The organism is Pseudomonas sp. (assembly GCF_030683065.1).
Classification (GTDB): Bacteria; Pseudomonadota; Gammaproteobacteria; order Pseudomonadales; family Pseudomonadaceae; genus Aquipseudomonas.
The window spans coordinates 41,463-54,866 of sequence record NZ_JAUXMX010000046.1; the positions used below are offsets into that span (position 1 = coordinate 41,463).

The 13,404-nt window shown below is 62.5% G+C and carries 14 protein-coding genes; 4 read left to right on the top strand and 10 right to left on the bottom strand.

Going from position 1 to position 13,404, the window contains the following annotated elements; all coding sequences use genetic code 11:
* Window positions 1-82 precede the first annotated feature (82 nt).
* The 3 genes from recX to Q8K09_RS15185 form a co-directional block, all read right to left on the bottom strand.
* A complete protein-coding gene (gene recX, locus Q8K09_RS15175) occupies window positions 83-547 on the bottom strand; it encodes a recombination regulator RecX (RefSeq protein ID WP_305255814.1) in 465 nt (154 codons plus the stop codon).
* 10 nt (window positions 548-557) lie between these two features.
* The gene (gene recA, locus Q8K09_RS15180; RefSeq protein WP_305255815.1) at window positions 558-1,595 is read right to left on the bottom strand and encodes a recombinase RecA; all 1,038 of its coding nucleotides are present in this window, start codon (window positions 1,593-1,595) and stop codon (window positions 558-560) included.
* A 90-nt stretch (window positions 1,596-1,685) separates the two neighbouring features.
* Window positions 1,686-2,198 (bottom strand): CinA family protein, encoded by a 513-nt coding sequence (locus tag Q8K09_RS15185; RefSeq protein ID WP_305255816.1) that lies wholly within the window; start codon window positions 2,196-2,198, stop codon window positions 1,686-1,688.
* 78 nt (window positions 2,199-2,276) lie between these two features.
* On the opposite strand from Q8K09_RS15185, the gene mutS reads away from it, so the two are divergent.
* Together mutS and fdxA are read left to right on the top strand one after the other, a co-directional pair.
* Window positions 2,277-4,850 (top strand): DNA mismatch repair protein MutS, encoded by a 2,574-nt coding sequence (gene mutS, locus Q8K09_RS15190; RefSeq protein WP_305255817.1) that lies wholly within the window; start codon window positions 2,277-2,279, stop codon window positions 4,848-4,850.
* Window positions 4,851-4,994: 144 nt separating this feature from the next.
* Window positions 4,995-5,318: a ferredoxin FdxA gene (gene fdxA, locus Q8K09_RS15195; RefSeq protein ID WP_090500306.1), complete on the top strand. Its 324-nt coding sequence runs from the start codon at window positions 4,995-4,997 to the stop codon at window positions 5,316-5,318.
* A gap of 458 nt (window positions 5,319-5,776) precedes the next feature.
* Here the strand turns inward: fdxA and Q8K09_RS15200 are convergent, their stop codons facing one another.
* The 7 genes from Q8K09_RS15200 to Q8K09_RS15230 all read right to left on the bottom strand — a co-directional run bounded on the left by Q8K09_RS15200 (window position 5,777) and on the right by Q8K09_RS15230 (window position 11,481).
* Window positions 5,777-6,118 carry an FKBP-type peptidyl-prolyl cis-trans isomerase gene (locus Q8K09_RS15200; protein ID WP_305255818.1) on the bottom strand — a complete coding sequence of 114 codons (342 nt, stop codon included), beginning with the start codon at window positions 6,116-6,118 and terminating at the stop codon, window positions 5,777-5,779.
* Window positions 6,119-6,507: 389 nt separating this feature from the next.
* On the bottom strand, window positions 6,508-6,807 hold the full coding sequence (locus Q8K09_RS15205; protein WP_305255819.1) for a ribbon-helix-helix domain-containing protein: 300 nt from the start codon (window positions 6,805-6,807) through the stop codon (window positions 6,508-6,510).
* A 78-nt stretch (window positions 6,808-6,885) separates the two neighbouring features.
* On the bottom strand, window positions 6,886-7,467 hold the full coding sequence (locus Q8K09_RS15210; RefSeq protein WP_305255820.1) for a DJ-1/PfpI family protein: 582 nt from the start codon (window positions 7,465-7,467) through the stop codon (window positions 6,886-6,888).
* Window positions 7,468-7,683: 216 nt separating this feature from the next.
* On the bottom strand, window positions 7,684-8,841 hold the full coding sequence (locus Q8K09_RS15215; protein WP_305255821.1) for a phosphatidylserine/phosphatidylglycerophosphate/cardiolipin synthase family protein: 1,158 nt from the start codon (window positions 8,839-8,841) through the stop codon (window positions 7,684-7,686).
* 123 nt (window positions 8,842-8,964) lie between these two features.
* Window positions 8,965-9,303, bottom strand: a complete 339-nt coding sequence (locus Q8K09_RS15220; protein ID WP_305255822.1) for an amidase — start codon at window positions 9,301-9,303, stop codon at window positions 8,965-8,967.
* Window positions 9,300-10,418, bottom strand: coding sequence for a serine hydrolase (locus Q8K09_RS15225; protein ID WP_305255823.1), 1,119 nt, complete (start codon window positions 10,416-10,418; stop codon window positions 9,300-9,302). The genes Q8K09_RS15220 and Q8K09_RS15225 overlap by 4 nt, the downstream gene beginning before the upstream one ends.
* A gap of 172 nt (window positions 10,419-10,590) precedes the next feature.
* Window positions 10,591-11,481, bottom strand: a complete 891-nt coding sequence (locus Q8K09_RS15230) for an acyl-CoA dehydrogenase (RefSeq protein WP_305255824.1) — start codon at window positions 11,479-11,481, stop codon at window positions 10,591-10,593.
* A gap of 152 nt (window positions 11,482-11,633) precedes the next feature.
* Here Q8K09_RS15230 and olsB point away from each other — a divergent pair, with 152 nt between their 5' ends.
* A complete protein-coding gene (gene olsB, locus Q8K09_RS15235) occupies window positions 11,634-12,392 on the top strand; it encodes an L-ornithine N(alpha)-acyltransferase (protein WP_305255825.1) in 759 nt (252 codons plus the stop codon).
* A gap of 222 nt (window positions 12,393-12,614) precedes the next feature.
* Window positions 12,615-13,385: a 1-acyl-sn-glycerol-3-phosphate acyltransferase gene (locus Q8K09_RS15240; protein WP_305255826.1), complete on the top strand. Its 771-nt coding sequence runs from the start codon at window positions 12,615-12,617 to the stop codon at window positions 13,383-13,385.
* The last annotated feature ends 19 nt before the right edge of the window (window positions 13,386-13,404 follow it).

A 13,404-nucleotide genomic window follows, 5' to 3' on the forward strand; every position in this document is an offset into this window, starting at 1 on the left:
CGTGCCGCCAACAGCACCGCGCAAATACCCACCGCCCAGAAACACGAAACCCGGAGCACTGGCTCCGGGTTAACAGGGTGTTTCAATCCAGATCAATGCCGCGCAACAAACGACTGATCAGCTCTGGTGGGTAACCACGGTAGCTGAGGAAGCGGCCCTGCTGAGCACGTTCGCGAGCATCGCCCGGCAGTTGACCGGCAAACTTGCGACGCCAGGTCTGCTCCAACTGTTCGCTCCAATCGATACCACTGTCACGTAACGCCTGCTCAACATCCGCACGCAGCAAACCACGCTGGGTCAGCTCTTCACGAATACGCAACAGCCCATAACCGGCCCGCGCGCGATAGCCAACAAAGTTTTCCAGGTAACGCGCCTCGGATAACAAACCTTCGTTCGCCAAACGCTCGAGCGCTGTGTCGATCAACTCAAGCGGCGCGCCACGTTGAAGCAACTTTCGCGTCAACTCGACGCGCCCATGCTCGCGACGCGCCAGTAGATCCATGGCTACTCGACGCACCGCGACGAGGTTATCCAGCACGACAGACATACTCTACGACTCAAGCCTCAGCGGTGACCGGTGCATCTGCGCCAGCTTTGGCCGGCGTGCTTGCGACTAGAAGCTTCTCGCGAATCAGGCCCTCGATGGTGCGTGCCACTTCCGGATTATCTTCCAGGTACTTGGCCGAGTTGGCCTTGCCCTGACCGATCTTGTTGCCCTGATAGCTGTACCAGGCACCAGATTTTTCCAACATGCCGTGTTGCACGCCGAGATCAATAATCTCGCCATTGCGGTAAATGCCCTTGCCGTAAAGAATCTGGAACTCAGCCTGGCGGAACGGCGGCGCCACTTTGTTTTTCACGACCTTGACGCGGGTTTCGCTGCCGACCACTTCATCGCCTTCTTTCACCGCGCCGGTACGGCGGATGTCCAAACGAACCGATGCGTAGAACTTGAGCGCGTTACCACCGGTGGTAGTTTCCGGGCTACCGAACATCACGCCGATCTTCATGCGGATCTGGTTGATGAAGATCACCAGGCAGTTGGCATTCTTGATGTTACCGGTGATCTTGCGCAGCGCCTGGGACATCAGACGAGCCTGGAGGCCCACGTGCATGTCACCCATCTCGCCTTCAATTTCCGCTTTCGGCACCAGGGCCGCCACGGAGTCGATGACGATCACGTCGACAGCATTGGAACGCACCAGCATGTCGGTGATTTCCAGCGCCTGCTCGCCTGTATCCGGCTGCGAGACCAACAGGTCATCGACATTCACGCCCAGCTTGCCGGCGTATTCGGGGTCAAGAGCATGCTCGGCATCGACGAAGGCGCAGGTGGCGCCAAGCTTCTGCGCTTCAGCGATCACCGACAGGGTCAGCGTGGTTTTGCCTGAAGACTCAGGGCCGTAGATCTCGACGATCCGGCCTCTTGGCAGCCCGCCAATGCCCAGGGCAATGTCCAGACCGAGCGAACCGGTGGAAATGGCCGGAATTGCCTGGCGCTCATGGTCGCCCATGCGCATTACTGCACCCTTGCCAAACTGCTTTTCGATCTGGCCCAAGGCTGCCGCCAAGGCGCGCTTCTTATTCTCGTCCATTGAAGTCCTCACGTAATAAAGAAGGGCCTGTTAGCGGCCATTAACAACTGTATAAGTAGACAGTATTATTCCACAGGGCAAGTCGCTCGCCTACCCTGCATTTGGATTTTCTTGTGCAATCACACGCAGCAGCCCCTGCAGAGCGGCCTCGACCGTTTGTCGGCGAACTTCGCTGCGGTCGCCGGCGAACTGCCTGCGTGCGCTGAACAACTGCTCGCCATCGCCCCAGGCCAGCCATACGGTGCCCACCGGCTTGTCCGCCGAACCACCATCCGGCCCGGCCACACCACTGACCGCCACCGCAAAGCGCGCCCCGCTCTGCGCCTGGGCGCCACGCACCATGGCCTCGACCACTTCGCGACTGACCGCACCAACAGTGGCGAACAGCGCCTCAGGCACATTCAGCTGCTTAGTTTTCTGCGCGTTGGAGTAAGTGATGTAACCGGCCTCGAACCAGCCCGAGCTGCCGGGAATCCGGGTAATCGCCTCGGCGATACCACCGCCGGTACAGGATTCAGCCGTACTCACCTGAGCCTGGGTAGCTAATAACTGTCGGCCCAACTCGCTAGCCAGCGAGGTCAGTCGTTGTTCATTCGCGCTCATCTGCACTCCGGGGTTAAAGCCAGCCAGGGCGATACCGTACACTAGGCGCTTTTGCGATTCAGCCGGACAGTTAAAACGATGAGCCAAAGCGACCTCAGTTCTCACACGCCCATGATGCAACAGTACTGGAGGCTGAAAAACCAGCACCCGGACCAGCTGATGTTTTACCGCATGGGCGACTTCTACGAGATTTTCTATGAGGACGCGAAAAAGGCCGCCAAGCTGCTGGATATAACCCTCACCGCTCGCGGCCAGTCGGCCGGGCAGGCCATCCCGATGTGCGGGATTCCCTACCACGCTGCCGAAGGCTACCTCGGCAAACTGGTCAAGCTCGGTGAGTCGGTGGTCATCTGTGAGCAAGTCGGCGATCCGGCGACCAGCAAAGGCCCGGTGGACCGTCAGGTGGTGCGTATCATCACCCCCGGCACGGTCAGCGACGAGGCGCTGCTCGACGAGCGCCGCGACAACCTGCTGGCTGCCGTGCTCGGTGACGAACGGCTGTTCGGCCTGGCCGTGCTGGACATCACCAGCGGCCGCTTCAGCGTGCTGGAAATCAATGGCTGGGAGAATCTGCTGGCCGAACTGGAGCGTTTGAATCCGGTCGAGCTGATGATTCCCGACGACTGGCCGCAGGGCTTGCCGGCGGAAAAACGCCGCGGCGTACGCCGTCGTGCACCCTGGGACTTCGAGCGCGACACCGCACACAAGAGCCTCTGCCAGCAGTTTGGCACCCAGGACCTCAAGGGTTTTGGCTGCGAGAAGCTGACCCTGGCCATCGGCGCCGCCGGCTGCCTGCTGGCCTACGCCAAGGAAACCCAGCGCACCGCCCTGCCGCACTTGCGCAGCCTGCGGCATGAGCGTCTCGATGACACCGTGATCCTCGACGGCGCCAGCCGGCGTAACCTGGAACTGGACGTCAACCTGGCCGGCGGCCGTGAAAACACCCTGCAGTCGGTGGTCGACCGCTGTCAGACCGCCATGGGCAGCCGCCTGCTCAGCCGCTGGCTGAACCGCCCGCTGCGTGACCGCAGCATATTGGAAGCACGCCAGGAGTCGATTGCCTGCCTGCTGGAACGCTACCGTTTCGAGAACCTGCAGCCGCAGCTCAAGGAAATCGGTGATCTGGAGCGCATCCTCGCCCGCATCGGCTTGCGCAATGCGCGGCCGCGTGACCTGGCGCGGCTGCGCGATGCCCTGGCCGCCCTGCCGACGCTGCAAATGGCCATGGCCAACCTTGAGTCGCCGCACCTGAGCGAGCTGGCGGGCGAAGTCAGCACCTACCCGGAGCTGGCCGAATTGCTGGCCCGCGCCATAATCGACAACCCACCGGCAGTGATCCGCGACGGCGGCGTGCTCAAGACCGGTTACGACGCGGAACTGGACGAACTGCAATCACTCAGCGAAAACGCCGGCCAGTACCTGATGGACCTGGAAGTGCGCGAGAAAGCCCGCACCGGCCTGGCCAACCTCAAGGTCGGCTACAACCGCGTGCATGGCTACTTTATCGAGCTGCCGAGCAAGCAGGCCGAGTCGGCTCCGGCCGACTATATCCGCCGCCAGACCCTCAAAGGCGCGGAACGCTTTATCACCCCCGAGCTCAAGGAGTTCGAGGACAAGGCCCTGTCGGCCAAGAGCCGCGCCCTGGCCCGCGAGAAAATCCTCTATGAAGAACTGCTCGAACGCCTGATCGGCCACCTCGGCCCGCTGCAAGACAGCGCTGCAGCCCTCGCCGAGCTGGACGTACTGAGCAACCTGGGCGAGCGCGCGCTGAACCTGGATCTCAATCGCCCACGCTTCGTCGACGAACCGTGCATGCGCATCGATCAGGGCCGTCACCCAGTAGTCGAGCAGGTGCTGACCACGCCGTTCGTGGCCAACGACCTGAGCCTGGACGATGACACGCGTATGCTGATCATCACCGGACCGAACATGGGTGGTAAGTCCACCTATATGCGCCAGACCGCGCTGATCGTGCTGCTGGCGCATATCGGCAGCTTCGTCCCGGCGAAAAGCTGCGAGCTGTCGCTGGTCGACCGCATCTTCACCCGCATCGGCTCGAGCGACGACCTGGCCGGCGGCCGCTCGACCTTTATGGTGGAAATGAGCGAAACCGCCAATATCCTGCACAACGCCACAGAACGCAGCCTGGTACTGATGGACGAAGTCGGCCGCGGCACCAGCACCTTCGACGGTCTGTCGCTGGCCTGGGCGGCGGCCGAACAACTGGCCAAGTTGCGCGCTTACACGTTGTTCGCCACCCACTATTTCGAGCTCACGGTGCTGCCGGAGAGCGAACCGCTGGTGGCCAACGTGCATCTCAATGCCACCGAGCACAATGAGCGCATCGTCTTCTTGCACCATGTACTGCCCGGCCCGGCCAGCCAGAGCTATGGCCTGGCGGTCGCGCAACTGGCCGGCGTGCCCGGCGAAGTAATCCTGCGCGCCCGCGAACACCTGGCACGTCTGGAAACCACCAGCCTGCCCCATGATTTACCCCGCAACGAACCAGGCCAGCAGCCGGCGCCACTGCAAAGCGATATGTTTGCCAGCCTGCCGCACCCGGTACTGGAGGAATTATTCAAGATCAATCCGGATGATCTGACACCGCGTAAAGCGCTGGAACTGTTATATACATGGAAAGCGCGAGTCTAACGCCCGAGCGCGCAAGCTGTTAGAATCGCGCGCGCTTTGGGATGCTGCGGCCTACTAGCCTGGCGTCGCAGTTATAGTTTCCCGAGCCGAGGGGCTGTTTATGGAAAACAGTCCCCGTGCCGTAGCCTGAGGAGAGAATTAGAAATGACCTTCGTCGTCACCGACAACTGCATCAAGTGCAAGTACACCGACTGCGTGGAAGTCTGTCCGGTGGACTGCTTCTACGAAGGCCCGAACTTCCTGGTGATCCACCCGGACGAGTGCATCGACTGCGCACTCTGCGAGCCGGAGTGCCCGGCTCAGGCGATCTTCTCCGAAGACGAAGTGCCGGAAGATCAACAGGAATACATCGAGCTCAATGCCGACCTGGCTGAAGTCTGGCCAAACATCACCGAGAAGAAAGAAGCGCTGCCTGATGCTGAAGAGTGGGATGGCGTAAAAGACAAGCTGCAACACCTGGAACGCTAAGGCTCGACTGGCGTTTACTGAAAGACCCGCCTTGCGCGGGTCTTTTACTTTCTTGCAGGCAAAAAAAGGGGCGGTATTACCCGCCCACTCTTTTGTCCCTACTCCCTGTATTCCCTGCTCATCATCCTGATGAAATCGCGTCCCGCGATTGTCCTGACTACTGTCCGTTGCAGCCTGTGCCAGTCCCTAGACACAGAAGTAATACTAGCGTTTTCCTGACTTGCCACAAGTACACCAAACCTACGGAAAAGCTCAACGGCAACCTTAATAAAAATAAATAACCATATAAATCAGTCAGTTGAAATATACACCCGGACTCCATCAGCGCCTGACTTGCCACTCTTGCCCTCGATCACTTACACGCCTTGTAAGCGATGGCTTACAAAGCACCCGCCACAACCGCGCTCGAACTGTGCCGCCATGTCGCTCAGCACCAGATGTGCTGACTTTGCCCTTGCTCAATCATCGCGCGTCAGCACTTCGAGTAACTCGATCTCGAAGATCAGATTGGAATTGGGCTTGATATGCGGGCCGAATTCTCTTTCGCCGTAGCCAAGGTGAGCCGGGACGAAGAGCTTGCGCTTGCCGCCTACGCGCATGCCCATCAGCCCTTGATCCCAGCCCTTGATTACGCGCCCGGTGCCGATCACGCACTGGAAGGGCTTACCGCGCTCATAGGAGGAGTCGAACGTGCTGCCGTTTTCGAGAAAACCGACGTACTGGGTAGTAATCAACGCCCCCTTGACCACTGCCTTACCCTCACCCAGGTGAATATCTTCGATCTGCAATTCGCTGCTCATTACTCGCCCTCGCATTTATGTGCTCGCATGGCTGCCCAGCCCGGTTCACTTCAGACCTGAACTGCCTGGCCAGCAAGTTTAATCCAGTCGGCACAGGATCGCTTCTACCCGCAGCCACTCAGCTGTCGCACCAGGCCGTCACGCATTCAGCTCGTCGCAGGCGGCAACGAGTCAACCCACCGGCAACACAGCAGGGCATCGGGCAATGCGGCAACTGGCTGAGATTACCGTGGGTGGATGCAAGCGCGGGATGAATCAACTCGGCAATCAGCTGCATGAGGGTCGCGGGGCGTACGTTTGGGCGCGAGAGTTCAGCCTGACTGCTACGGCCTTGCAGCAGAGACCGTGGCAGCGGACCACGGTCGGACTATCGCTCGGCCAGGGGCATGCTATTTCTGTAATCGCGGCATCAGCTCGCGGACGTTGCTCGGGCGCTGACTGAGAAAGCGCGTACAGCTGACACGCAGGAAAGAGGCGAAATTCACCACCTCGCCGCGGTACTCCATGACTTCGTCGTAAAGTTTGCTGATCAGCTGATTGGTGGTCATGCCATCGACCGCGGCGATCTCGGCGAGAATGTCCCAGAACTGGTTTTCCAGGCGCAAGGTAGTGACCACCCCGCGGATGCGCAGCGAGCGTGAGCGGGATTCATAGAGGATGGGGTCGGCTTTGACGTAGAGCTCGCACATGGCAGGCCTTTCCTCGGTCAGGCGTTGGGAGAAGCACCGAACAGGCATCGGTGCATTGGCGCCTGTCCAGACTCCAGTCTACAGGCTGATCTGGGTGCCCAGCAGCTTGAGGAAACCCGCCAGCCAAGCCGGATGCGCGGGCCAAGCCGGCGCAGTAACCAGGTTGCCCTGGACATGGGCCTGGTCCACGGCGATCTCCATGTAGCGGCCACCCGCCAGCTGCACTTCCGGCGCGCAGGCCGGGTAGGCACTGCATTCGCGGCCGTCGAGCACGCCGGCGGCGGCCAGCAGTTGGGCGCCATGGCACACCGCCGCAATAGGCTTGTTGGCGGCATTGAAGGCCTGCACCAGGGCCAGAACCTCGGCATTCAGGCGCAGGTATTCCGGGGCGCGACCACCGGGAATCAGCAGGGCATCGTAATCCTCGGCCTTGACCTGGCTGAAGTCGAAGTTCAGGCCGAAGTTGTGCCCGGGCTTTTCACTGTAGGTCTGGTCGCCTTCGAAGTCGTGGATGGCGGTGCGCACGCTGTCTCCGGCGCTCTTGCCCGGGCAGACCGCATGCACGGTGTGACCCACCATCTGCAGGGCCTGGAACGGCACCATCACTTCGTAGTCTTCGACGTAGTCGCCGACCAGCATCAGAATCTTTTTCGCAGCCATGAGCGTTCTCCTGTAACGGATTGAGGGAGCACAACCAGTATCCGCCTCCCATCCAGCACGCAGGTAATAGCCTAGGACTACATCGCCAGGAAACATGCCCGCACGTCGGACGGCCGTCCCCACGGGCGAAAGGCCGTCTCTGAATTGTTATTTCGGTAACACCGGCGCGCAGGGTGTGCGGGGCCGCTTGAGCAATGATTACTGCGCGGCAGCCCACTAGCGACGGCGGTCGAGCAGGTTCACCACCAGCCGATCCAGCCAGCCCCACAGGCGCTCCTGCACGCGCCGCCACCAGGGTCGTGCTTGCCAGAGTTCCTGGCTGATTTCGAGGCTGTCGGCGAAGTCTGCCTGAAAGCTGGCGACCACGGCGGCGGTCAGCTGCGGGTCGAGCGCTTCCAGGTTGGCGTCGAGATTGAAACGCAGGTTCCAGTGATCGAAGTTGCACGACCCGACACTGACCCAGTCGTCCACCAGGACCATTTTCAGGTGCAGGAAGCGTGGCTGGTACTCATAGATCTGCACCCCGGCCCTGAGCAACTTGGGGTAGTAGCGCTGCCCAGCAAAACGCACCGGCGGGTTGTCCGTGTGCCTGCCACTGAGCAGTAGGCGCACCTCCACCCCGCGCTGCGCGGCCTTGCGCAACGCACGACGGACTTTCCAGGTCGGCAGAAAATACGGCGTGGCCAGCCAGATACGCTGCTTGCCACTGAGCAACGCACGTACCAGCGACTGCAGGATGTCGCGATGCTGGCGGGCATCGGCATAGGCTACCCGGCCCAGGCCTTGGCCCACGGGCGGTGATAGCGGCAGGTTTTTCTGCCCGGGCGCCGGCCTTGGCCACCAGGCAAAACGTGCATGCAGGGTATGCCACTGGCGGTCGAACAACACCTGCCAATCCGTCACCAGCGGACCGGCGATTTCCACCATGACCTCGCGCCAAGCGCTATCCGCTTCGCCCGGAATCCAGAACTGATCGGTCGCGCCAGTGCCGCCAATAAAAGCCAGCCGACCATCAACCAGCAACAGCTTGCGGTGGTCGCGGTAGAAGTTGCGCATGCCGTGGCGCCAGCGCAGCGGGTTGTAGCGCCGCAGTTGCACACCCGCAGCGCTCAGGCGTCGGCGATCCGTCTGGAGCAGTGCCTGGGAACCGAAATCGTCGAACAGGCAGCGCACCTCTACACCGCGCAGCGCCGCCGCGCACAGGGCTTGCGAGAGGGCATCCATACACGCACCGCTTTCCACCAGATACAGCTCCAGCGCGACCAACTCACGAGCCGCGTCGATAGCTGCAATCATCCGCGCAAAGAAGGTCGGGCCATCGTTGAGCAAGGCAAACTGGTTACCGCTGCGCCAGGGGAAAACAGTCCCGGGCATCAGTAAACCGCTGGCAACATGAAGCAGCGCTGACAGATTCGCATAAGGCCCCGTAGGTTAAGCGTCGAGGCCGTCACCATAGTCGCCTGCGGCGGCCTTGCACAGCGCGCAGCAGCCATTCGCTCAGGGCTGAGACTGAAATAACGCGGCGGGCTGCAACTGGCAACCCTGCCGCGGGCCGAGCCACGTGGCGCTGTGGCTGCGGCCCAGGCCGCTGGCGGTGACCTGCTTGCGGCTCTGGTCATCGAGCAACTGACTAACCGGCAGATACTGGCTCACATAGCCTTCGCAGTAGGGTGCGGGGTGGTTCATCACATAGCGGCAGGAGCAATATTCCTTGGCCGTGTAGGCCCCGATGATGTCGGGGAAGGCCTGCAGGTGTGCGCGATTCTGCCAGCCGAGCCCCACCAGCAGCAGGACGATCATCAGCAGCAGGGTGCGCAACGGACGGCGACGGATCATGGCTGCACCTCGCGGGCAAAGGCCGCTTGCACCAGTTTGAGCAGCTGGTTGTGCTGGAAGCTGGCGTCGCGGTCATCGGCGTAGCGCACGATCACCAGCTTCTCCCTCGGCAGCACATATAACCCCTGCCCCCAGTGGCCGAGGGCGGCGAACGCATCAGCAGGCGCATCCGCCCAGGGCCTGGCCGCGCCCGGCAATTCGGCGTTCAACCACCAGTGCCCGCCCGGCACTGCGTCCCCGGCCTTGGCGGTCTGCGGTTGGTAACTGGCCAGGGCCGTGCGATTGAACGTAACCCAGGCCTGCGGCAGTAATTGCGTGTCACCCCAGCGACCATCGCGCTGCATCAGTAGGCCGATACGAGCCAGGTCAGGGGCGCTCATATAGGCATAGGACGAGGCAACGAAGGTGCCGGCTGCGTCGGTTTCCCAGACCGCCGAGGTAATGCCGAGCGGCTCGAACAGCGCGTCCCAGGGATAGTCCGCATAGGCCTCGGTGCCGACCATGCCCTTCAGCGCGGCGGCCAGCACGTTGCTGTCGCCACTGGAGTAGCGAAACCGTACACCCGGCTCGGCAGCGGCGGCGTGCGCAGCGGTGAAGGCCGCCATGTCCGTGCGGCCGCGGGTATAGAGCATGGCCACCACCGAGGACTTCAGCGGCGCGTATTCATAGTCTTCGTGCCAATCCAGGCCTGACGCCCAGTTGAGCAGGTGGCCGACCTTGACCTGCGGATGCCTGGCAAACGGCGGGTAATACTGTGCCACTGGCGCACCGAGTTTGAACCGACCCTGGCCGTAGGCGACGCCCAGGGTGGTCGCGAGCAGGCTCTTGCTCATCGACCAGGTCAGGTGCGGCGTATTCTCGTGGGTCGGCCCGGCGTAACGCTGGTAAACCACCCGACCGTCGCGGATGACCAGCAAGGCATCGGTGCGCACCCCCGTACGGTTTTCGTCGTCGCGAACAGGAAAGGCATAGGCCTCCAGCGCGGCGATGGCTGGACTCGCAGGCACGGACTCCTGCGCCCACTCGGCAGCCGGCCAGCTTTCGGCCTGGACGAGACTGGTGCCGCCCGCCATGGCGAGAATCAAGCTGAACCGATGCAGCAGGGATACGGGCATTGCACTGCCTCCGGGGATGTCCAGCCGTCACCCTAGCACGCCGCCTGTGACGCTAAAAAGCGTGTGTTTCTGGCTGCAGGCAACAGCATCGCGAGTAAGCTCGCGCCTACAGCGGCCGGCCTTTCGTGGACTGCCGGACCGCGCCGCAGGCTGCTCGTGTCTGGGCTCAAGGCTAAGGCTGCAGGCCCAAGGTGGCCTGGGCGCTGGTCAGACGCTTGCCGCGGGCGGCGGCGGCAATTGACAGCAGGCCGCGATCACGTTGCCACAAGGCGGCCCAGTCTGCTGGTCCTGCGGCAAAGGCCGCGTGCACCTCGGTGTCGAGTGCGGCGAACTGGGCGAATAGTCCGGCCAGCAGCAGATGGGTGACGGGTTGCGTCGGGCCTTGCCGGGCCACTTCGGCGCAGCCAGCGAGCAGGCCGAGCAGGCGCAACTGCAAGGCCTGCGGCCAGTTCGATTCCTGGCCCACGCCATACAGCCAGGCGCCCACGGCGGTCAGCACATGCAGGTCCTCGATACTGCGAAACGGCTTTACGTAGTCATCCCAGCCATCGCCGGCCAGGCGCTCGCAGTGGGCGCCCTCCAGATGCAGGCGGGCATGCCCTATATCGGGCATCAAGGGCAAGCTCGGCAGCACCTCGACGCGTACCCCGGGATCGCCATTGCGCACCACGCCCAGGGCCACGTTTACAGCGTGGCCCTGGGGCTCTTCGCGGGCGGCGACCAGCAGCCAGTCGGCGGCATCGCCTGCGGTGACAAAATCCTTGCGCCCGTACAGCCGCAGGTCGCTCAGACGGGTCTGCATATCTGCCGGGCGCACGCTTTTATTCTCGGTGACACAAAGCGCGCCCAGCGACCAGGGCGCGCAAGGCCAGAGCACGCGCAGCGCGCCTTGATAGCCAGCCAGGAAGGCCAGCCCCGGAGTAGCAGCCAAACGTCCGCCGAGCAGCGCCAACTCGAATGGCGATGGCTTGCCCAACCGCACCAGTAGCGCGGTATACCAGGCCTCCAGGTTGTCTGCGGCCGGCAGGCGTTGGTGGGTTTGCAGCAGGATTTGCCAGGGCATACGCAGTTCCTCAGCGAGATAGGGTCGCAAGTGGTTGTCACACAAGCATCACCAAAACTTCACAGGGGTGACACCGCGGCTACATAGCCTGAGCTTGCCCAACAAGATCGACCGGCTGCAAGGCAAAAAAGCCGGCCAACGGAGATGACGGCATGACCCAGATGGCAATCACCCGCGACCGCACCACCCCAGCACGTCGCTTGCAAGCCGAGCGTCTAGTCGGCCCAGCTGCCCTGCGTGAAGCCCAGGCCCTGCGCTTTCGCGTGTTCAGCGTCGAGTTCGATGCCAAGCTCAAGGGTGCCGAGTTCGGCCTGGATATGGACGACTACGACATTCACTGCCAGCACATCGGCGTGCGCGATCTGAACAGCGGTCAACTGGTGGCCACCACTCGCCTGCTCGATCATCAGGCGGCCGCCAGCCTCGGACGCTTCTACAGCGAAGAGGAATTCAGCCTGCACGGCCTGCCGCACCTGCAAGGCCCGGTACTGGAAATCGGCCGCACCTGCGTCGACAGCGCCTACCGCAACGGCGCCACCATCGCCGTGCTCTGGAGTGAATTGGCCGAAGTCCTCAACCAGGGCAATTACCGCTACCTGATGGGCTGCGCCAGCATCTCCATGCAGGACGGCGGCATCCAGGCTCAGGCGATCATGCAGCGCTTGCGCGAACGTTACCTGTGCACCGAACACCTGCGGGCCGAGCCGAAGACACCGCTACCGGCCCTGGACGTGCCGAGCAACGTCATCGCCGAACTGCCACCACTGCTCAAGGCCTACATGCGCCTGGGCGCGAAGATCTGCGGCGAACCCTGCTGGGACCCTGACTTTCAGGTCGCCGATGTGTTCATCCTGCTCAAGCGCGACGAACTTTGCCCGCGCTACGCCCGGCACTTCAAGGCGGCGGTCTGAAGCGACTTAGCGTGTAGGAACGCCGCGAACTCTCCGCGGCACAGCCAACGCTTCGCGGCTGAAGCCCCTCCTACACAGCGGGCCCTGCGCGCATCCGGCTTGCTGCGCGACAGCGCTCCGTCGAAGACGGCGGGCGAACACCTACAGAGGCATTGCAGACTTGCAGCGAGTCCCGGGAACCGGTAGACATGCCGGCACTCGCGCCCCCCTTCGGAGTCATCCATGGCGAAACTACGTTTGTACCTGCGTCTCATGCGGTTGTTCGTCATCATCAGCCTGGGCACCCTGCTGGCCGCAATGGTGAATCTGCTGGAGCGTTTGCTGCGACGTGACCTGATGGGCCTGCGTCAGCGCATGAGCCGCTGGTTCTTCGCGCGCATGAGCAATGCCTTGCCATTCCGCCTGAGCGTGCATGGCGAACTGCCGCAGGAGCCGATGCTGTGGGTCAGCAACCACATCTCCTGGACTGATATTCCGCTGCTCGGCATGCTCACCCCGCTGTCGTTCCTGTCCAAGGCCGAGGTGCGTTCCTGGCCGCTGGCGGGCTGGCTGGCGCACCAGGCCGGCACTCTATTCATCCGCCGCGGCGCAGGCGACAGCAGCCTGCTCAACCAGCAACTCGGCCAGCATCTGGGACAGGGCCGGCCGCTGCTGATCTTCCCAGAAGGCACCACCACCGACGGCCAGGTTCTGCGCACCTTCCACGGCCGCCTGCTGAGCAGCGCCATCGACACCGGGGTAGCCCTGCAACCGGTCGCCATCCGCTACCTGCGTGACGGCCAGCCATGCATGATCACGCCCTTTATCGGTGACGACGACATGCTCTCGCACCTGCTGCGCTTGCTCGCCAGTGACCGCATCGACGTACAGATCCGCCTGCTGCAACCAATTGCCAGCGCTACGCTGAATCGCAACCAACTGGCACGCCGTGCCCATGCCGCAGTGGCCAGCGCCCTGAACGTGAACAGCGAGACTCAAGCCCGGGCCGCGTGAATCGAGGGGCGAAGACGAG